The following is a 21266-nucleotide window of genomic DNA, read 5'->3' on the forward strand; positions in this document are numbered from 1 at the left end:
GCCTGCAGTGTCGACGAACAACAAACGAAGGTGATGATATGGCCAACGTCAGGATCGTTAAATCGATTCAGCGTCGTGGCCTGGTTGGGGCGATGGCCGCGATCGCGACCGGTGTCGCTGGCATGCGCGGAGCCCTGGCCCAGGTCTCCGGCTCGCCGCCGCCAGGTGGCGCGCCAGGCGCGACGATCGACCGGTCTTCGGACTACAAGCTGGGCGGCGGCGACCGCATGCGCATCATCGTCTACGGTCAAGCAAACCTGACGGGCGAGTATGCGCTGGATGGCGGCGGGGTACTGTCGTTCCCCCTGATCGGCCAGGTCCAGGCCATGGGCATGACACCCGGTCAGCTCGAACGGACGATCGTGTCGCGGCTGCATCCTGACTACCTCAAGAACCCGAGCGTCAGCGTCGAAGTAATGACGCGCCGGCCGTTCTACATCGTCGGTGAGGTCCGCAATCCCGGCAGCTACCCCTACGTCGCCGGTATGACCGTCATCAACGCCATCGCGCTGGCCGGCGGGTTCACCTACCGGGCGCGCGAGAGTTCGTTCTACATCAAGCGCAACGACAAGAGTGGCCAGTCGAGCCGACTCGACGCCAATCAGGAAACGCCCGTTCAACCCGGCGATGTCGTCATGGTCAGGGAGCGATATTTCTGATGGCGCAGCTTCCCGATCGGGTCCGCGGACGACGACGTGCCGTCGTCGCGCGCGAGCGCGTTGTTCCCTTCGAGCCGGTGCAGTATGCGCCGCCGGAACGGGAGCAGGATTTTCTCGAGACACTGCGCCGCCTGTGGCGGCACAAGTGGCTCATCCTCGGATGTGCGATCGTGCTGGGTGGCACGGCGACGGCCGTCACCTTGTCGCTGTCGTCGTTTTACGTGGCCGAGTCGCGCGTCCAGGTCGGCATCCAGGCGCCGCGCTACCTGAATGTCGAGGCGATCATCACGGACGCCAATCCCGATCAGGAGCGCGTCCAGAATGAAGGGTTCGTCATTCTGTCGCGTGACATCGCCAAGCAGGTCATCGACCGGCTGAAGCTGGTGGACAACCCCGAGTTCAATTACGAGCTGCAGCCGCCGTCCCGGTGGGCGCGCTATACCGACATCGGGCAGTTCGTGCCGGCGTCCTGGCTCGCATGGTTCAAGGGATCGGATGCCAAGCCCGAGGACAAGCAGCCGGTGATCGATGCCGCCGCGGCCCGCGAGAGCCACATGATCGACATGGTGCTGTCGCGGATCGATGTGTCGGTGCTGAGCCGCTCGCACGTGCTGAGCATCAAGGTCGAATCGCAGAACCCGCAGACCGCCGCGGCGATTTCCAACGCGCTGGCCGACCTCTATCTGGAGTACCAGCGCCAGGACAAGATCAAGGCCGCCGAACGCGTCGAGAAATTCCTCAACACGCGGATCGCCGAGTTGCGTGCGCAGGTTCGCAAATCGGACCAGGCCGTCGAGGAATACCGCAAGCGCTATGGGCTGTACAAAAGCGGTCAAAGTGCCGGCGTCACGTCCCAGCAGCTTACCGAGCTGAATTCGCAGCTCATCGCCGCGCAGACCGCCAAGGCCGAGGCGGAGACACGGCTGCGCGAGGCGCAGGCTTTGCGTAAGGGCGGCATGGGCGGCGAGAGCGTACCCGAAGTGTTGCGTTCGCCGCTGGTGGCGGCATTGAAGCAGCAGCAGGCCGATGCGGAACGCAAGGCCGCCGAGCTCAACGCGGCCTATGGTCCGCGCCATCCGCTGATCATCAATGCGCGCTCGGAGATCGGCAACATCCAGGCGCGCGTCGCGGCCGAGGTCGCCAAGGTCATTGATGGCCTGGCGCGCGAAGCCAAGACCGCCGAAGCCCGCTACGAAGCCCTGGCGGCGAATTTCGAGCAGCTCAAGGGCCAGATGGGCAACGTCAACGAACGGGCAATCGAGCTCGATGCGTTGGAGCGTGACGCCACGGTGAACCGCAATCTGCTCGAGGCCATGCTGAACCGGGCCAAGCAGACGATCGGCCTCGAAGAGATCCAGCAAGCCAACGCCAAGCTGGTGTCGCCGGCCTCGGCTCCCAGCAGGCCATCCTACCCACCCAAGCCGCTGCTGATTTTCCTCGGCACGATCGGCGGCCTGCTGGTCGGCTCGGCGGTCGCCCTGATGCGCGAAGGCGCCGACCGGACCTTCCGGCGGTCCGACCAGATCGTGACGGCGACGGGCCTGCCGGTACTCGCGATGGTGCCGCAGCTGGGCGGCGGTACGCCGCCGCAGGTCCATGTTCTGCGCAAGCCGACATCGCCCTACAGCGAAGCGCTGCGACGGCTTCATATCGGCCTGGAACTGTCGGAAACGGCCGAGTCGCCCAAGACGATCCTGTTCACCTCGGCGACGCCGGGTGAGGGCAAGTCGGTCATGGTGGCGTCCCTGGGCCGGCTGCTGGCCAGCAACGGCAAGCGTATCCTCCTGGTTGATGGCGATTGGCGCTGCCCCAAGCTGCATCAGTTGTTCCGCTGCTCCAACCGCAACGGCCTGGCCGGCCTGCTGGCCAGCGAAACCGCGGCGATCGATGATTTCGTTCATCACGACGCGCTCTCGGGTGTCGACCTGATCACGGCGGGCGAGTGGACGCCGCAGGCGACGCATCTGCTGACGTCGGAGCGCATGCGCATCGTGCTGGATGCCTTGGCGCCGGACTACGATCACATCATCCTCGATACGCCGCCGGTCTTGGTCGGTGCCGAAGTGCTGGCGTTCTCGCGCATGGTGGAGAAAGTCGTGTTTGTCGTGCGCTGGGGCCACACGCCACGCGAGGCGTCCCTGGAAGGGCTGAAACAGATTGTCGAGGCTCAGGCCGATGTGGCCGGCGTGGTGATGTCGCGTGTCATCTCCAAGCAGTACCGGCAGTACTCTTATGGGTATGCCAACTATGAGTACTCGCGGCCCGTGATGGCGCGGATCGGGTAATGGCGCATGCAATCGCGCGATGTCCTGTTCGTAACGCAATACTATCGCCCGGAGCTGATCGGCTCGGGCCCATTCAGCGCTGATCTGGCCGAGTGGCTGGTGGGCTGCGGCCGCCAGGTGACGGTCCTGACGGGATTGCCGCACTATCCGGCGTCCGAGGTGTTTCCGGCATATCGCGACCGCCGCGGCATGCGCGAAGAGTGCAACGGCGTGACCGTGGAACGGCTCGGCGCCTGGATCCCGCGGCGGCGTTCGGCGGTCGCCCGCATCGCCGGGGAGGCGTGGTTCCTGATGTACGGCGCCTTTGCGCTGGCGACCGGACGGGTCGCCCGCCATGGCGTCGTGCTGTCGCTGTGCCCATCGATTCTGAGCGTTGCGCTGGGCGCCATGGCGCGTCTGCGCCATGGCCGAACGGTCGCCATCGTGCACGACATTCAGTCGGGACTGGCCAGCGGGTTGGGCATGGTCGGCCGCGGGTGGCTGGCGCGTGTCATGCGGTCCTGCGAACGTGTCGTGCTCAACCGCGCCGACCTGGTGGTGGTGCTGTCACAGGAGATGGCCGACGAACTGCGCCGCATCGGCGTTACGGCACCTGTCGAGGTGGTTCCGATCTGGGTCGACACCGATCAGGTTCGCCCCTTGCCGGCGCGCAACGATGGCCGCCTGACCGTGCTCTACAGCGGCAACCTCGGCAAGAAGCAGGGCCTGGGACAGGTGATCGACCTGGCGAGCGTCCTGCAGGCGCGGCGGCCCGAGATCGACATCGTGCTGCGCGGCAACGGCAACCAGGCCGACGACCTGCGCCGTCAGATTGCGGAGCGCGATCTGACCAACACCCGCCTGACGGCGCTGCTGCCGGACGGCGGTCTGAGCGAAGGCTTGGCCGAAGGCGACATCCATCTGGTGCCGCAGGACCCGGAGGCGGCGGCTTTTGCCGTGCCGTCCAAGGTGTTCAACATCATGGCCGCCGGTCGTCCCTTTGTCGCGACGGCGCACCCCGGAAGCCTGCTGTGGCGCCTGCGCCATCGCAGCGGCGCGTTCATCTGCGTGCCGCCCAATGATCCCGAGGCGTTTGCCGACGCCGTGCAGCAGCTCGCCGATGACGCCGCGCTGCGCCATGCACTGGGGGAGCGCGGCCGGCAGTTTGTCGAGCGAAACCTGGCCAAGCGGAAGGTGCTGGGCGACTTCGTCACGCGCCTCGATGTGCTCTGTGCCCGCGCCTAGCGACAAGACGATCCACCACATCCTGGTCCTCGAGCCTGATACCGAAGGGCATCCGCGGGAGTGGCTCGAGCATCTCGTGGCGTTCGCTGCGGTGCCACAGCGACGCCTGACCCTGTCCCTCGTCGTTGCGCCCGAGATGGGCGATCACCTCACCGCCAGCCTGCCATCCGGGCTTGATGGCAAGGTGCGTATCGTGGCCCTGCGGCCGTACGAGAGGTGGCTGTGCACGCGCCGCTTTCTGACGCTCGCGGCCTTCGCCCGATGGTGGGTCATGCGCCGCTACCTGCGACGCACAGGCGCCCAGGCCGGCCATTTCCTGTCGTTCGATCACATGTGCCTGCCGCTGGCATTGGGGCTGGGCATGGGCGGCCGGCCCGTATCGGGGATCCTGTTCCGGCCGTCCGTGCACTACGCGGACTGGACCGTGGGCCGCGCCAGTCGAGGCGAAAAGCTGCGCGACCTGCGCAAGGTCCTGCTGTACCGCCTGACCTTGCTGAACCGCAGCGTGCGGACCGTCCTGTCGCTGGATCCGTATTTTCCCGATCATGCCCGAGGCCGCTACCGGCACGGCGACAAGGTGCAGGCGATACCTGATCCGGCCTACCCGCAGGCAAACGAATCGCCTTCAACAACGGCGCGCAGTTCCGCCAATCACGTCGGCTTTGTGCTGTTCGGCTATTTGACCGAGCGCAAGGGGCTGCTGGTATTGCTGGATGCCCTGAGCCTGGTCGATCCGGTCGTGGCGTCGCGGATTGCCATCACCATTGCCGGCCGGATCGAGCCCGCCCTGCATGATCGCGTCCAGGAACGGGTGCAGCGGATCCGCGCGCAACGGCCGGACCTGGTGCTGCGCCTGGATGACCGTTGGCTGCCGGCCGACGAACTCGACGCGCTGGTCGCCGGCAGCCAGGTCGTTCTGGCACCGTACCAGCGGTTCGTCGGCTCCAGCGGGGTGTTGCTGTGGGCGGCGCAGGCGGGGCTGCCGCTGCTGACCCAGGATTACGGGTTGCTCGGCCGCTTGGTGCGTGATCACAAATTGGGTCTGACCACCGACACGATGGATCCAGCCAGTCTCGCCGCCAGTATCGAGCGAATGGTCACGACGGGACCACACACGTTTGTCGATCCGGTGGCGGCGCGCTCGTTCGTGCGGAGTCGCACACCGGACGCATTTGCATCGGCCGTGGTGCGTAGCCTGCAATGTGGCGAACACGCGGCGGAAAGCGCCCTGTAACGCTGCGATCGGCGCGATCAAACGCCCTAACTTGATCACAAGACCGCGGCTGCCGCGATATGGAGAATCGCGATTAGTCACGCACGTCATCCTGTGCTGCTCCACCCCCTCGGAACGGATGACGTGCGGCAGCATTGCGTCAAAGCCGATGTGCGCGAAAGCACCGGAGTGAGGCGATTTACATGAGAAGCCGTAGTTCGTTGTCGGCCGTGTCCATAGCCGTTTCGGAGGTGCCTCCGTCGGACGCTGCCGAGTTGTCCGCGGCGCCCGCGTTGTCGAACCGGTTGCTGTCGCGGCCGCGTAAGACGGTGTCAGCAGCGATCGTGACACGCCTGCTCATGGCGAGCGATGGCGTCATTGTTCTGCTTGCCGGCGTGGCTGCCGTGCAGGCCACCACCGCCAGCGACGCGTTGGATTGGAACGTGATCGGCTTCATGGTTGTCTTGGGTGCAGTGCTGGCGATCAACTGCCTCCACCTCCTGGGCGCCTACAGGTTCACCAAGCTCGACCGGCTGATCGGCACGATGGCGACGGTGGGACTGGGGTGGGTGCTGACGCTGGGTACGGTCACGCTGATTGCGGTCGTGGCCGGGGCATTGACCACGCCGAAGCAGCCTTGGCTGATGGTGTGGTTCGCCGCTGGCCTGTCGCTGCTGCTGGCGAGCCGGCTGGTGCTGAACCTGCTGCTCGTTCGCTGGAAGCGCGAGGGCAGGCTCGGCGAACGCGTCGCCGTGCTGGGCACAGGGCCGATTGCGCGGCGCCTGTTGATGCAGCTCAACGGACGCTCGGGCGCCGCTGTTCATATCGCCGGCATCTATGACGATCAGCGCGACGATCCGGCGGCGGACGGAATTGCGCCAGCCATGCGCTGCCTGGGCCATCCGATCGCGGGCAATGTCGATGACCTGGTCGACGACATCCGGCGGCTGGGCATCACGACAGTGATCGTGGCATTGCCGCTGTCGGCCGACCTGCGTCTGGCCGCTGCGCTGAACAAGCTCAGCCTGGTGCCGGTCGATGTCCGGCTTTGCCCTGACGATTTCGGCCTGCAGCTCGGTGCGGTCGACGTCAGTCACGTCGGCGGCATGACCTTGATCAATGTGATGGACCGGCCGTTGCGCGACTGGCGCTGGGTCGCCAAGGAAATCGAGGATCGCGTGCTGGCGGCGGCGATCCTGGCATTGATCTCGCCGCTGATGCTGGTGGTCGCGGCGTTGATCAAGCTCGACAGTCCGGGACCGGTGTTCTTCCGGCAGAAGCGGTATGGCTTCAACAATCGACTGATCGAGGTCTTCAAATTTCGCACCATGTACGTTGCGGTGCAGGACGCCAATGCCGAGCAGCTGACGCGCCGCAATGATCCGCGTGTGACGCGCATCGGCGCCTTCCTGCGGCGCACCAGCATCGATGAGCTGCCGCAGTTCTTCAATGTGCTGCGTGGCGAGATGTCGATCGTCGGTCCCAGGCCGCACGCGCTGGCGGCGAAAGCAGGCCGGCTGCTCTACCAGGACGCCGTCCGGTACTACGATTCGCGGCATCGAATGAAGCCCGGCATCACCGGCTGGGCTCAGATCAACGGCTGGCGTGGCGAGACGGATACCGTCGAGCAGATTCGCAAACGCGTCGAACACGATCTCTACTATATCGAGAACTGGTCCATTGGCCTTGACCTCAAGATCATACTGCGTACCGCCTTCGGTGGATTTACCGGTCGATATGCATACTGACGCCGGTCGACCTGCCAACGGTGCGCGCGTGCCACGATGCCTGTGGCTGACGCTGGCCGATCCTGAGCCACGCTACAACGGCCAGTTCGTGTACTCCGGCGGACTGATCGATGCCGTCGCGCAGAGCGGCACCGAGGTGGAAGTGCTCGGCCTCAGTCGTCCTGATTCGCCGGGACCGGACGGCCGTGATCCACGGATCATCTGGCGGCTGGTGCAGCACCGTCCGCTGTCACACTGGGGCAGCCTGACGTCGCCGCTGCCGCACATCGCCTACCGCTGCCGGACCGCTGAGATGCGGCGGCTCCTGGACGATCTGCTGGCCCAGGATTGGGACGGCATCGTGTTCGATGGCTTGTCGGTCGGCTGGGCATTGACACCGGTACAGCAGCACTATGCGCGTCGCCGGAAACGGCCGCGGCTGATCTACGTGTCGCACAATCACGAAGAAAGCCTGCGGGCTCAGATCGCCGAACGCCAAGGCTGGTTCCTGAAGCGGCAGGCGGTACGTCTGGACGCCCTCAAGGTATCGCGCCTGGAACGCGGCCTGGTCGATGCCGTCGACCTGGTCACCGCCATCACGCCGGAGGACCGCCGGCTGTACCGGGTGCGGCAGCCCTCCAAGCCGATCGAGGTGCTGACGCCGGGCTACGAGGGACGGCGCGTGACGGGGCGGCAGATCACGGCGGACTTGCCGCGGCGCGCGATCATCGTCGGCAGTTACGACTGGATCGCCAAGCGCATGAACCTCGAGGACTTCGTCAGCGTGGCCGATCCGCTGTTCGCCGCCCGCGGTGCCGAACTGGCGGTGATCGGCAGCGCCGAGGAGTCGTTTCTCGACCGGCTGCGTAAGAGCGCGGTCGCGACGACGTTCACGGGTACGGTGCCCGACGTGACCGGCTACATGGACCAAGCGCGGATCGCCATCGTGCCTGAGCTCAGCGGCGGCGGCTTCAAGCTCAAGGTGCTCGAATACGTCTTCAACCGGCTGCCGATCTTCGGGTTGAACGGTTCCGTCGCGGGCGTGCCCCTGCGTCCCGATGACGGCATCCGCCTGTTCGACGATCATGCCGCACTGGCGCGCGGCGTGCTGGATGCGATGGACGATATCGACCAGCTGAACCAGATCCAGCAGCGAGCGTTCGTCGCCTGCGGCGACAAATTCGATTGGGCCAGCCGTGGCAGGCAGCTGCGGTCCGCCCTGGCCGGGTCATGAGCGAGCAGTACAGGGAACAGCCGCTCGGCTGGTACGACACGACACTCGTCGTGATCTTTCTGCTCGGCCTCTATCTGAACGTCTCCCTGATGATCACGCCGACAATTCCGCTGACCTGCGCGCCGTCGGGGTTCGCCGGCCTGCTGTTGCTGTGGCGTCGGCGCGATCAGATCAATCCGGTCCATCTCGGCGGGCTGCTGGCCGTGGTCGCGCTGTACCTCGGATCAATCCTGTCGGCGACCAACTACGGTTTCCTCAGCAAACGCTTTACCGGATTGCTGCAGCTGACCTATTCCCTGGTCATTTGCTATGCGTTCTTCGTGACGATGGTGCATGCCGAACGCCGGCAGATCGCACGGATCCTGCTGACGTTCTGTCTGGCGATCGCCGTTGGATGCCTGCTGGAGCAGTACGCCGGCCTGCGTGCGATCAGTGATGCGGTGCGGGCGCGCATCTATGATGGCGGCATCGTATACGACGCCGACCTGCGTGACGAACTGCTGTATGGCCGCGTGCGGCCCAAGCTGTTCACATCGGAGCCGTCTGCCGTCACCTTCACGTTCACCCATTTCAGCTTCACGTGGCTGGTGGTCAGCACCTGGCGATGGAAGCTCATCGTGTATGTCGCCCTGATGGGGATGGGCCTGGTGCTGATGCCAGGGCCGACACTGCTGCTGATGCTGATGCTGGCGGTGCCTTATCTGATCTTCCTTGGCGGCAAGGGGGGTACCGCCGGGTCGGCAACGCGCATGATCACGGGCCTTGCCGTGTCGTTCATCCTGGTGGGGATCGCTCTGGTGGTCGGCAGCTCGCTGTTCGCCGAACGAATCGCGGAGTACTCCAGCGGCAAGGACGCCAGCTTCTTCTATCGTGTCATCGGGCCGATGCTCGTGGCGCTGGAGGTTTTCAAGCGCTATCCCTGGGCCGGCAGCGGACTGACCGGCGAGCCCTTCATCACCGACCTGGTCCTGACCGTGTTCATGAATGCCGACGGCTTCCAATCGGCATGGCGCATTTCCAAGGTCAGCGAGGTGCTGACCAACTATTTCTGGCTGCACTGGATCTATCTCGGCCTGGTCTGGGGCACGGTGACTTTGGTCGGCGTCTGCGTCTGGCTGCGCGTGCTGGGGGTGCCCAGTCTGCTGTATTGCGGTGCTGTCTGGGTGATCCTCGGACAGGCCGGCGGCGCCTATGTCGGTCCGAAGACCTGGTCGGTCCTGCTGATTGCAGCGGCCAGCGCCATCCTATCACGTCGCGATCAATCGGCCGGCGCTCGCATCGGCCAGCGTCCCCTTGTGCAAGGGACAGGTGTCCTGCGGCCAAGACCCGTGGGGCTGTAGATACTCGCGAGACAAGAGAGCCTGTGCGATGCCGTGTCGAAGCAGAGGCGGGAAACGGACGGCCTGCTGGGCATTGCTGGCATGGCTGGCGATCGGCTGGACGTTTGTCGCGGTCGCGAAACCCGACAACGTGGTGAACAACGGCGGTTTCGAACAAGGCGAAGCCGGCTGGCAGTGGCAGCAATGGCTGGGCCGGGCGCTGCCCGGCTACATCGACCGCGACGACGTGCGGGAAGGGCGCGCGTCGTTCAGGTTCCACGAGGACGGCATCAACCACGAATTGTGGATGGCCGTCGAAGCTCGAATTGAAACCGGCCGTGACTATGAACTGTCGCTGTCGTTGAAGCCGGACCGCATGCCGGAGCGTGCCGCGCGCGTCCGGCTGCTGGTTGACGGGCACGGGTGGTACGGCAGCGCCACGGGAGAGGTTGAACTGGTCCAGACCGGCGGTACGCATGCCTGGCGAACCTACGCGGTCCCCATTGCCGCATCGGCGCTGGGCAACGCGAAGAAGGTGACGATCTTCATCTATCACGGTCAGCCCAGCCGCGGCTCGCTGGGCGTTGACGCCGTGTCGCTGAAGCCCGCGGCGCCGAGTCGTGCCCCGGCGCCGGCGCCGGGCGCGCCCGCGCCGTCGAAAGCCGTCACGTATTCGTCCTCGAATCCGGCGGTGCTGGTCGAACAGACCGATGCCCGGGTCGCCATTCAGGCTGAGCCGGATCGCGCGCTCTACCGTGTGGGGGCCTTGCCCCGTATCACGATCCGCGCCGCGTCGGTGCCGGATACGCTGCTGACCTACCGCGTCGTCGACGGCTTCGGGCAGGTGCTTTCACACAAGACCGCCACCGGCGCGGCCGCCGACGTTCCGTTGCCGGCGGGTCATGGCTACTACGAGATCATCGCCGTTCTGACCAAGGATGGTCAGGCATTGGCCGAGGCACGCCGCAGCATCGGCGTGCTGCCGCCGCCGGCCAAGCCGGTGCGCGACGAGCCGTTCGGGCTATGGATCCAGGGGCGCGAGTACTACCCGGAGCTGGGGGTGCGCTGGGCGCGCGAGTACATCGACTGGAACGTGTACCGCGTCGAGGGTGACAAGTACCTCGCTGAACGCGCCGAAACCTTCAAGTGGTACCGGGCGAACAACATTCGGGTGCTGGCCTATCCGGCAAGCCATCCGAACGAAATCTCACGCGAGGTGATTGCCGATACGCCCGAAGCATGGCGCGCCGAGGAAGAATGGTGGACCAAGATCGTGCAGACGCTGGGCCGCCATGTCGACGCCTGGGCCGTGGTCAACGAACCGATACGCGGGCACTGGAAGGGCAGTGACGCGCTGATCGTACGCTACTGGACCCTCATGCGCCGGATCGTCGATCGCTACGATACCGGCAAGCCGCTGATCGGCCCATCGCTCAGTCCCAATTCGGCAGGCCCGGTGGAGCAGTACCGCGATCTCCTGAATATGGGCTTCGGCAAGCTGATCGATGCGGTGGAGATGCACACCTATATCACCAGTCCGGAGGACAATGACTGGGAGGGCCATACGCGGCGCATTCGGGAGATGACCAAGGCGGCGACCGGCAGGGATCTGCCGGTGTGGAGCACGGAGCACGGCTCCAGCGCCACGTACCAGGGTGAATTGTTGCAGGCGCAGCACCTGATGCGGTCGTGGCTCGAGGCCAAGAAGATCGGCTATCCCGTCGTGATCTGGCACATGTTCAGCCATCCCCAGGGGACCGACATGCGCGAAGTGCAGTTCGGCATCTTCCGCAACCGCAGTGCCGGGGAGGGGCCACCGCAACCGCGGCCGGCGGCGGTCGCCTTTGGCGTTATGACCCGGCAGCTCGCGGGCGCCATCTACAAGCGCACGGCCGACTATTTCGGCCCGTCCGTCAGGGCCTACGTCTTCGAACGCGACGGCAAGGCCATGATGGCGCTGTGGACCACGAGCCAGAAGACCTACGACGTGACCGTGTCGGTCGGCGACGAGACGGCGGTGACGTCGACAGGATTGTTCGGCCGTACGACGCCGCTTGCCGCGCAGGGCGGCCTGGTACGGGTCACGGTCGATCGCAATCCGCAATTCATCGGTCCGCTGCCTGACTTTCACCTGCGCGCCGAGCCGATCGCGCGACTGGACAAGACGATCGACGTCCTGCCAGGCGCTTCGTCTGATGCGACGCTGATGCTGGTCAACCCGGGACCGGCAGCGGCCCGCTTTCGGGTCGAGTGGCTGCCGTCCGACGGCTGGCAGTTCGCGATGTCCGAGCAGGAATGGACGCTCAAGCCACACGAACGCAAGAGCGTTTCCCTGACGGCAACGGCATCGCACCGCCTGCCCATCGGTCAGTACCAGGTCTATGCCCGGGTATCGCGCGACGGGCAGCCTGTCACGACAGTGGCGGTGCAGGCCACCGTGCTGCCGCAGGTCCGCATCACCAAGGTCGAGCCGCGCGTGATCGATGGCCGCCCCGTTGTCGCCGGAACACTGCGTCGGATCGATCCCAAGCTTGACCAGGCGACCGTACGGCTGGAGGGAAGCCGTGCCGTCGGTACGGTCGCGTTTGGCGGCAGTGACGAGGCGGCCTTTGCCGTGCCGGTCGACAATCCGGCGCCCGATCGCCTGAGCGATCTCAAGGTGGCGGTGCTAGGGGCGGACAACAAGGTCCAGATGGAGGAGGGCGTTCGCCTCAGTTTCATCGCCGCTGGTCATGTGAAGGAGAAGCCGGCCATCGACGGCGACCTCGGCGATTGGCCGGGCATCGCCGGCGGCGGTGCGCTGGCGCTGCAGTGGCGTTGGGATGAACAGAATCTCTATCTCGCCGTGCGTGTTCGGGATGCGACGCACATGCAGGGTCAGTCTCCCACCGAAATGTGGAAGGACGACAGTGTCCAGATCGGCCTGGCGCCCGGCCAACCCGACCAACTGGTGCGCGGCTTCCTGCCCGGCCTGCAGGAAACCGACATGATGGAGCTGGACGTGGGGCTTCGCCCGTCGGGAGCGTCAGTCTATCGCCACGCGACGCTGAACAAGCACCTCGCGCCGATGGGCGTCGTCGATCCCAAGCTGATACGACGTGCGGTTCGCCACCAGGCGGGCATCACCACCTACGAGCTGCAAATCCCGGTGGAACAGGCTGGCTTCAAGCCGCTGCGGGCGGGGCAGGTATTGCGGGTCAGCCTGCTGGTGAACGGCAACGACGGCCAGGGGCGCCGGACCACCGAGTGGTTCGGCGGAATCAAGGAGGCCAAGGATCCGAACCTGTTCGGTCACCTGATCCTCGTGCCGTGACGGCCGCCGATGCCGGACAAGAAAGGGGCGCGCCATGGACGGCGCGCCCGGAACGCGATTGAGCTGACGTCAGGCCGCAGCAGTCTGCTGTCGGTCCGCGCGTGAGGCGAGATACCATCGCCAGGTTTCGGCAAGGCCTTGTTCAAGCGAGGTGGACGCCTGCCACCCCAATGCCGCCAGGCGGGAGACATCCATGACCTTGCGCGGCGTGCCATCCGGCCGGCTATGGTCGTACCGGATGCTGCCTTGGAAGCCCACGGTACGGCATACCAGTGTGGCGAGATCCGCAATCGAGATCTCGACGCCAGTTCCGAGGTTGACGATCCCCTCGTCGCTGTAGTGCTGCATCAGGAAGATCAGTCCGTCGGCGGCATCGTCGACGTACAGGAATTCCCGCAGCGCACGGCCGGTGCCCCAGACTTCCATGGCCTCGGCGCGCTGAAGCTTCGCCGCGTGCGCCTTGGCCAGCAGCGCCGGCAGCACGTGGCTCTGCAGCAGGTCGAAGTTGTCGCCCGGTCCGTAGAGATTGGTCGGCATGGCCGCGATGAAGTCGCAGCCATATTGGCGCCGGTAGGCCTGGCACATCTTGATGCCGGCGATCTTGGCGATGGCATACCACTCGTTGGTCGGTTCCAGCGGCGCGGTCAGCAGCGAGTCCTCCGGGATCGGCTGCGGCGCCATGCGTGGATAGATGCAGGACGAACCCAGGAACATCAGTTTTTCGACGCGATGCCGATGCGCCAGGTCGATCACGTTGGTCTGGATCATCAGGTTGTCGCCGATGAACTCGGCCGGGCGCGTGTCGTTGGCGTGGATGCCGCCGACCTTGGCAGCGGCCAGGAAGATCGCCTGTGGCTTGGTCTCGTGCATGAAGCGGTCGACCTGGGCGCGGTCGCGCAGGTCAACGCTTTCACGTGGCGCAACGAGGATCTCGCACGACTCGCGCTCAAGCCGTCGAACGATGGCGCTGCCGACCAGCCCGCGGTGGCCCGCGACCCAGACGCGCTTACTGCGCAGCGCGTAGCAGGGGCTCGTGGGCATGGTTGCCTCCCATCCGCATGGTTGCACGATCGGCATCGACCATCTCGGCGACGAGCTGCTCGAAGCTCGTGCGGTGGTGCCAGCCAAGCTTCTGCTGCGCCTTGGCCGGGTCGCCCAGCAGCAGGTCGACTTCCGTCGGCCGCTGGTAGGCAGCGTCGATGGCAACCAGTACCTCACCACTGCGTCGGCAACAACCGGTCTCGTCAATCCCCGTGCCGCGCCACACGATCGATCGGCCGATGTGGCGGAACGCCAATTCGACGAATTCGCGTACCGTATGGGTCTGGCCGGTGGCCAGCACGTAATCGTCCGGCTTGTCCTGCTGGAGGATCAACCACATGCCTTCGACATAATCGCGCGCATGGCCCCAGTCCCGCTTGGCGTCGAGGTTGCCGAGATAGAGCCGGCGCTGGCGTCCGGCCTCGATCGCGGCCACGGCGCGCGTGATCTTGCGGGTGACGAACGTCTCGCCGCGGATCGGCGATTCGTGATTGAACAGGATGCCGTTGGACGCATGCATGCCGTAGGCTTCACGGTAGTTCACCGTGATCCAGTAGGCGTAAAGCTTGGCGACGGCGTAAGGGCTGCGCGGGTAGAACGGAGTCGACTCGCGCTGCGGCGTCTCCTGCACCTTGCCGAACAGCTCCGAGGTCGAGGCCTGGTAGAAGCGCACGCGATCTTCCATCTTGAGGATGCGGATCGCCTCCAGCAGGCGCAGCGTCCCCAGTGCGTCGGTGTTGGCGGTGTACTCCGGCGTCTCGAAGCTGACCTGGACGTGGCTCTGTGCCGCCAGATTGTAGATCTCGGTCGGCTGCACCTCGTTGAGCAGCCGGATGAGGGCCGCGCCATCGGTCATGTCGCCGTAGTGGAGGAACAACCGCACGCCGATTTCATGACGATCGCGATAGAGGTAGTCGATGCGGTCGGTGTTGATGGAAGAAGAACGGCGCTTGATGCCGTGTACGATGTAGCCGCGCGCCAACAGGAAGTCGGCGAGATAGGCGCCGTCCTGCCCGGTGATGCCGGTGATCAAAGCAACCTTGTCGGACATAATCTTACCCTTCGACTATAGGATCTTCGCGTCGTCCCTGTCGGAGCTTCCTCCCCGCGGCCCCTTGCATGGCCTCGATCGCTGTTCGCGGCGTTGAACGCGCCGTCTCACGGGAACGCTATTTTTTCGGCAACCACGTCCCACGAATACGAAGCCAAGGTGTGTTGCTGTCCCTCCGTGCCCATGCGGGCCAGGCGGTCGGGATCGGCACAGGCGTCGAGGATGGCGTCAGCCAGCAACCCGGGATCGGCATGGTCGACCAGGAAACCGTAGCGGCCGTTGGCAACGATCTCGGGCAGGCCATGCCGGCGTAGTCCCAGCACGGGCGCGCGCGAGACCAGTGCCTCGAGATAGACCTGGCCCCAGGGGTCGTTGAGCATCGGCTGCACCAGCAGCGTCGCCTGGTGATAGAGCCGCTGCAGCTCTTCCCAGGGCAGCTGGGTGTGGAACGTGATGGCCGTATTGCGGGGCACGAGCGGGCGGCTCTGTGGATCACCGATGACGGTCAGGGTCAGGTCAGGGCGCATGGCTTGCGCTCGCAGGAACGCATCGATCAGCAGTACGCCGCCCTTGGCGCGGAAATAGTGCTTGGCGACGAACAGCAGCGAGGGCCGCGCATAGTCCTTGGAACCGAAATAGGGGGCGATCCGGCCCATGCCGGAGCCGACGGCTGTGACCCGATCCGGCGGCACGCCGTAGTGATCGATGAGGTTGTCGCGCACATAGGTGCCGAACGTGAAGATGTGCTCCAGACCGGCCAACGACTGGCGTTCGAGCTGCTCATAAGCATCGAGTGCGCGGCGCGGATAGCGCGCCGCCTCGATGTGATGCTCGCGCGCCAGCGCCCAGCTGTGATCGCAATAGAGGTAGTGCTTGACCCCGCGCGCGACATCGATGGCCGGCAAGTCCATCGTGCCGGTGTGCAGGACATGGCGAACACCCAGTTGGGCCGCTGCGTCGGCCACCTGTGCCGCCAGCCGGCGGCGCGCCAGTTCGCTGCGCAGGATCTGCTCGCCGCTGATCGGCCGTCCGCGCCCTGTAATAATATTGCCCGCCGCGACCTGAAGTTTGCCGGCCTTGCCGAGATGGGGGTGAATGCCTTCGACGCCGATGCCAAGCCGCTGCAATCCGTCAGCGACATTCTTGGGGGCGCCGGACCAGGTACGCGGGTTGAGAGGATCGCCGAAAACGGAGGTCAGTGCGACACGGTCGAAGCGCTGCACCTTGGCCGGGCGCGCGTGCGCATCCTGTGTCGGGTTGACCATCGCTGCCGTCACGCCGTCGTCCTTCGCTGCAGCACGCGGGGTGCCGGGAGCGGCATGGAACCATCGTATCCTGCATGACGGCTAGTGATCATGGTGTGGCGGTCATCTCGATTGCGGCGGCTCTGCGGCATCACGGTGCCGGGCCCTGAGACGGCCAGCGCATCATGCAGAACCACAGATTGATCGCGGCCATGCGCGGGCCAGTGACACGTGTGATCAGCTTTACCGAGATGTCGAAGAATAGGCGGAAAATCGGCCATTCCTAGCGGGTTAAGGGCCACGTCACAGAAGGTGGTGAAGCACAGATTGGTCACATGCTGTTGTCGTGGAGGCGGTCGATACTGTCAGTGCCCTGCAGCCGATCCTTGTCGGCGGGAGTGATGCCATAGAAAACGGTGACACGGTGGAGCAGCGTGTGGATGACGGTGCACGGGACGATCGCGACCTGATCTTCTTCTGCCCGGACGTGACGGACGCCACGACCATCAAGCGCGTGCGCCAATTCCAGGACCAGGGTTATCCGGTCACGGTATTCGGCTTTCGCCGCGAGCGCTACAATCGCGACTACGCACCGTCGTGGCCTTACGTGCCGCTGGGCGCCACGAGCGACGGCCGCTATGGTCAACGCTTGCGCGCTTTGCTGGGCGCGTTGCCTGCGATCATCGCCAACCGCCTGCGATTGGCACGCGCGTCAGTCTTCTATGCGCGCAATATCGACCAACTGATTCTGACCCTGTTCGCCCGCCTGCTGTCGTGGTCGCGTGCGCCCATCGTCTATGAAGTGCTGGACATCCCGCCGATCCTGACGGGTCATGGCATGCAATCCCGGCTGCTGCGGGCTATCGAGCGCTTGTGCCTCAAGCGGATTCGCCTGCTGGTGGTATCGTCGCCCGGTTTCCATCGTCACTATTTCGAGGCCATCCAGAACTATGGTGGCCCCTGGTTCCTGCTGGAGAACAAGCTGCACCCGTCGATCCGGCAGGCGCCGACACTGCCGCCGGAGGGGCGCGCCGTGGCCCGGGCGCGCCGCGCCGAGCGGCGCTGGGTGGTGGGCTACTACGGCCTCATCCGCGGCGATGACACGTTTGAGCTGATGACACGGCTGGCCGAGCGGCTGCGCGATCGGGTTGTCTTCAAGTTCCGCGGCGTGCTGACGACGGTCGACGAGGGCAAATTCCGCGACGCGCTCGAGCGCCATGAGAATATGATCTATGGCGGCCCTTACGTGCCGCACCAGGATCTTGGCCGCCTGTATGGCGATGTCGATTTCGCATGGGCGCTGGACCTCGAGCATGTCGACCACAACTCGCGCTGGCTGTTGCCTTGCCGGTTCTACGAGGCGGGCTTCTTTGGCGTGCCCTGCCTGGCCGTGCGCGGCTTCGAGGCGGGCGAGCGTGTCGAGCAGCTTGAGATCGGTTGGATCTTCCGCGAACCGCTGGAGGATGCCCTGGTCCGCTTCTTTGAAACACTCGATCCGGCGGACTATGAGGCACGCCGCGAGCGCCTCGAGGCGATACCGGAACGTGAGTTCGTCGCTGGCGAGGATATTGCCGCGCTGTGCACCTGGTTCGGCGACCGCAAGCCGGCTGCCGGCGACCCGGCCGCTGACAGCGAGCCTTCTGATCCAGGTTTGACCCTGACGCGGCACGCGGCCGCGATCTCCCGGAGCGTGGGCACGTGGACCGGATCTCCCAAGCAGCGGCATGTGCAAGGCCCGACGCCGTAGAACACGAATTTCGGTTGGGCCCGGCCCGGCAGTTGGGCATCATCCGCCCCGGTTCTGACCGCCGGGGGAAGCGTCATGTTGTATGTTCCTGTCGAGCAGCTGCGCCGGCAGTGCGTGGAAGTCCTGCAAGCCTGGGGAATGAGCGCCGAGCATGCGGCGATCACAGCCGACATTCTGGCCGAGACCGATCTGCGCGGCGTAGAATCGCACGGTATCTCGATGCTGCCGGTCTATGACGGCATGCGGATCAAGAAGCTGAACATGCGGCCTGATATCCGCATCGTGCGCGACACGCCGGTGGCGGCGCTGATCGATGCCGACAATGCGCTGGGCCATGTACCATCGAAGATGGCCGTGGACCTGGCGATCGACAAGGCACAGCGCATGGGCATTGCCGTCGTGACGGTGAGGCGCTCGGCGCATTTCGGCGCCGCCGGCTGCTACACCGACATGATCGCACGGGCCGGCCTGGTCGGTATCGCCACGACATCCGCCCGCGGTATTGCGATGGTGCCGACCTTCGGCACCGAGCCGGTGTTCGGCACCAACCCCATTTCGGTGGCGGCGCCCGCGGGCCGGCATCCGCCGTTCAACCTCGACATGGCGACGACGCCGGTGGCCGTGAACAAGCTCAAGGTCTATTGGCTCAAGGGCAAGGAGCTGCCGGAGGGCTGGGCTTACGATGCGCAGGGCAAGCCGGAGCGCAACGCCGAGCGTGCCTTCCAGACGCGGCGCATGGCGCCGCTGGGCGGCACGCGCGAAGCCGGCGGCCACAAGGGTTACGGACTGGCGATGGCGGTCAGCATCCTGTCGGCGACGTTGGCAGGCACGCCGTTCCAGCCGCTGCGTATCCAGCGCGAGGGCGCCGATACACCTGATAATATCGGCCACTTCTTCCTGGCGATCGATCCCAAGCTGTTTCGCGACGAGGGCGATTTCGAGCGTGATCTGGATGAGATGATCGACCACCTGCACGGCCAGACGCCGGCCGATCCGGCGCAGCCGGTGCTGGTGCCGGGCGATCCCGAATACGCCGAGCGCGCGGCGCGCCTGAAGAGCGGCGTGCCAATCCCCGAGACACTGGCTGCACAGCTCAAGGACGTCTGCCGGCAATCGAACGCGGCATACGTGTTGGAGGATTAGCGCTGCGGACGCGCGTGGTTGCTGCGACCTCCTTGTCATCCCGAGCACAGCGAGGGATCCAGGGGCTTGGCTGGCAGGAGCGCTTCATGACTGAGGGGCGCAGGCGGTCTCGGGCCAGCGCGGCGAGTGACAGGGGACGCCTGGTCCTATAGTAGCCCAGGACTGAGTAGGCAGACGGAGCCTTTTCTTGCAGGCATCTGACGTTTCGCGTGCGGTGGCTGCGGCTACGTCGACCGCGTCAGCGCTTGGCCTGGCAGCCGATGACGCAATCGTTCTCCAGAACGCGAACAAGCTCACCGTGCACCTCCTGCCCTGCGACGCCCTTGCCCGGGTCGCGCCCTTGGCGCACCAGGTGGCGCAGTTCGAGATCGAGCTTGCCGGGCGGCTTGCCGAGACCGGGAGCCCTGCAGCTGCTCTCGAACCTCGGGTTCCGCGGCGCGTCTACGAGCGCGACGGCTTCGCGGTTACGCTTTGGACCTACTACGCGTCAGTGACGCCAGACGTCGCGCCAGCCGATTACGCGAATGCGCTATCGCGTCTGCACATCGGCATGCGGAAGATCGAGATCACGGCGCCGCATTTCACGGACCGAGTCGCGGAAGCCGAGCAACTCGTGGTGAACCATCACCAGACGCCTGAACTCGCCGACGTGGACCGGGCGTTTCTCATCGGCATGTTGAAGAGCCTCAGACGAACGATCGTCGATCGCGGCGCTGCGGAGCAGTTGCTCCACGGCGAGCCGCACCCGGGCAATGTGCTGAGCACGACGTTCGGGCCGCTGTTCATCGACCTCGAGACCTGTTGCCGTGGGCCGATCGAGTTCGACCTGGCTCACGTGCCTGAGGCGGTCATCGAGCACTATCCGGGCGTTGATCAGGTGCTGCTGGGCGAGTGCCGCGCCCTCGTTCTTGCGATGGTCGCAGCGTGGCGGTGGGACGCGGGCGACCAGTTCCCGAACGGCCGACTTTGGGCCCAACGATTCATCCGCACCCTACGCAAGGGTGCACCGTGGCCATCGCTCGATGCAATGACACGGCGCTTCGCTGGGTCGTAGGCTGGAGCGGTTCACGTTTTGATAGAAGCGGAGAGGCCTGATCGGCCGCCGCTGTCATCCTGAGCGAAGCGAAGGATCCTGCGGTGTTGGTATAACCGCTGTCGGCGCTGATGATCACCAGCGCCGACGCTCTTTGAGCGATCCACCGCAAGGTCCTTCGCTGCGCTCAGGACGACGGCAATGGCGATTCCATCACACGATGAACCGCTCTAGATCCCTCGCTGGGCTCGGGATGACAGCATCTCCGATCAGGCCGCCAGCCAGCCGCCGTCGACCGGCAATTCGATACCGGTCACGAACGAGGCGTCGCTGCTCGCCAGATAGATGATCGCGGCCGCGATCTCCTCGGGCTTGCCGAACCGCCCCATGGCATGCCGAGCCTGCGAGCGGGCTGCCGCAGCGTTGGCATCGGGGGCCCGGTTGAGCGAGCGGCGCAGGAGCGGTGTCTCGGTTGCGCCGGGCAGCACGGTGTTGCAGCGCACGCCCTGGTCGACATAGTCGAGTGCCACGGCCTTGGTCAGCGCCACCACGGCACCTTTCGACGTGACGTACGAGGCGTTGTTGCGACCGCCGGCGCGCGCCAGTTGCGAGGCGATGGTGACGATGGCGCCGTGCTTCTGGGCTGTCATCGGCCGCAGGCACTCGCGGATCCACAGGAACGTGCCGGTGGCGTTGACCGCCATCACCTCGTTCCAGTGCGCCAGCGTGGTCTCCAGGGCCGGCTTGCCCAGCGAGATCCCGGCGGCGGTGACCAGGATATCGACACGGCCCCAGGCTGCCACGGTGTCGTCGACCGTGCGACGCGCCAGCTCTTCGTCCAGCACGTCACCGGCCACACTGCGGCAGTGGCCCTCACCGAGGGCGTGGGTGAGCGCGGCGAGCGCCGCTGCGTCGCGATCGACGGCCACGATGCGCGCGCCTTCGCGCACCGCGAGCTCGGCGGTGGCCCGGCCGATGCCGGACGCTGCGCCCGTGAGAACGGCAACCTGACCTGCAAGCTTCATCGCAACCT

At 65.6% G+C, this 21266-nt stretch carries 15 protein-coding genes; 11 read left to right on the forward strand and 4 right to left on the reverse strand.

Going from position 1 to position 21266, the window contains the following annotated elements:
• Nucleotides 1-92 precede the first annotated feature (92 nt).
• The 8 genes from FQU96_RS11995 to FQU96_RS12030 all read left to right on the forward strand — a co-directional run bounded on the left by FQU96_RS11995 (nt 93) and on the right by FQU96_RS12030 (nt 12974).
• Nucleotides 93-659, forward strand: a complete 567-nt coding sequence (locus tag FQU96_RS11995; protein WP_178130463.1) for a polysaccharide biosynthesis/export family protein — start codon at nt 93-95, stop codon at nt 657-659.
• Nucleotides 659-2944: a polysaccharide biosynthesis tyrosine autokinase gene (locus tag FQU96_RS12000; protein ID WP_146541435.1), complete on the forward strand. Its 2286-nt coding sequence runs from the start codon at nt 659-661 to the stop codon at nt 2942-2944. Before FQU96_RS11995 ends, FQU96_RS12000 begins: the two co-directional genes overlap by 1 nt.
• A 6-nt stretch (nt 2945-2950) precedes the next feature.
• Nucleotides 2951-4168: a glycosyltransferase gene (locus FQU96_RS12005; RefSeq protein ID WP_146541437.1), complete on the forward strand. Its 1218-nt coding sequence runs from the start codon at nt 2951-2953 to the stop codon at nt 4166-4168.
• Nucleotides 4155-5402 (forward strand): glycosyltransferase, encoded by a 1248-nt coding sequence (locus FQU96_RS12010; protein ID WP_178130464.1) that lies wholly within the window; start codon nt 4155-4157, stop codon nt 5400-5402. Before FQU96_RS12005 ends, FQU96_RS12010 begins: the two co-directional genes overlap by 14 nt.
• A gap of 323 nt (nt 5403-5725) precedes the next feature.
• The gene (locus tag FQU96_RS12015) at nt 5726-7129 is read left to right on the forward strand and encodes an undecaprenyl-phosphate glucose phosphotransferase (RefSeq protein ID WP_178130465.1); all 1404 of its coding nucleotides are present in this window, start codon (nt 5726-5728) and stop codon (nt 7127-7129) included.
• Nucleotides 7119-8342, forward strand: coding sequence for a glycosyltransferase (locus FQU96_RS12020; protein ID WP_146541443.1), 1224 nt, complete (start codon nt 7119-7121; stop codon nt 8340-8342). Before FQU96_RS12015 ends, FQU96_RS12020 begins: the two co-directional genes overlap by 11 nt.
• Nucleotides 8339-9682, forward strand: coding sequence for a hypothetical protein (locus FQU96_RS12025; protein WP_146541445.1), 1344 nt, complete (start codon nt 8339-8341; stop codon nt 9680-9682). Before FQU96_RS12020 ends, FQU96_RS12025 begins: the two co-directional genes overlap by 4 nt.
• Nucleotides 9651-12974 carry a hypothetical protein gene (locus FQU96_RS12030; RefSeq protein WP_146541447.1) on the forward strand — a complete coding sequence of 1108 codons (3324 nt, stop codon included), beginning with the start codon at nt 9651-9653 and terminating at the stop codon, nt 12972-12974. The genes FQU96_RS12025 and FQU96_RS12030 overlap by 32 nt, the downstream gene beginning before the upstream one ends.
• Before the next feature lie 69 nt (nt 12975-13043).
• Here the strand turns inward: FQU96_RS12030 and FQU96_RS12035 are convergent, their stop codons facing one another.
• The 3 genes from FQU96_RS12035 to FQU96_RS12045 all read right to left on the reverse strand — a co-directional run bounded on the left by FQU96_RS12035 (nt 13044) and on the right by FQU96_RS12045 (nt 16343).
• Entirely contained in the window at nt 13044-14015 is a 972-nt protein-coding gene (locus tag FQU96_RS12035) for a GDP-L-fucose synthase (RefSeq protein WP_304623178.1), read from the reverse strand.
• Nucleotides 13981-15066 (reverse strand): GDP-mannose 4,6-dehydratase, encoded by a 1086-nt coding sequence (gene gmd, locus FQU96_RS12040; protein ID WP_146541449.1) that lies wholly within the window; start codon nt 15064-15066, stop codon nt 13981-13983. The genes FQU96_RS12035 and gmd overlap by 35 nt, the downstream gene beginning before the upstream one ends.
• Nucleotides 15067-15173: 107 nt before the next feature.
• A complete protein-coding gene (locus FQU96_RS12045) occupies nt 15174-16343 on the reverse strand; it encodes a glycosyltransferase family 4 protein (protein WP_146541451.1) in 1170 nt (389 codons plus the stop codon).
• A 403-nt stretch (nt 16344-16746) separates the two neighbouring features.
• Here FQU96_RS12045 and FQU96_RS12050 point away from each other — a divergent pair, with 403 nt between their 5' ends.
• The 3 genes from FQU96_RS12050 (at nt 16747) to FQU96_RS12060 (ending at nt 20254) form a co-directional block, all read left to right on the forward strand.
• Nucleotides 16747-18057, forward strand: a complete 1311-nt coding sequence (locus tag FQU96_RS12050; protein WP_178130466.1) for a glycosyltransferase — start codon at nt 16747-16749, stop codon at nt 18055-18057.
• 75 nt (nt 18058-18132) lie between these two features.
• Nucleotides 18133-19200, forward strand: a complete 1068-nt coding sequence (locus tag FQU96_RS12055; protein ID WP_146541455.1) for an Ldh family oxidoreductase — start codon at nt 18133-18135, stop codon at nt 19198-19200.
• Between the two features lie 187 nt (nt 19201-19387).
• Complete coding sequence (locus FQU96_RS12060; protein WP_146541457.1) at nt 19388-20254, forward strand: phosphotransferase family protein; 867 nt, start codon at nt 19388-19390, stop codon at nt 20252-20254.
• A 248-nt stretch (nt 20255-20502) separates the two neighbouring features.
• Here the strand turns inward: FQU96_RS12060 and FQU96_RS12065 are convergent, their stop codons facing one another.
• The gene (locus tag FQU96_RS12065; RefSeq protein ID WP_146541459.1) at nt 20503-21258 is read right to left on the reverse strand and encodes an SDR family NAD(P)-dependent oxidoreductase; all 756 of its coding nucleotides are present in this window, start codon (nt 21256-21258) and stop codon (nt 20503-20505) included.
• Nucleotides 21259-21266 lie beyond the last annotated feature (8 nt).

Source organism: Reyranella sp. CPCC 100927 (assembly GCF_007859315.1).
Taxonomy (GTDB): domain Bacteria; phylum Pseudomonadota; class Alphaproteobacteria; order Reyranellales; family Reyranellaceae; genus Vineibacter.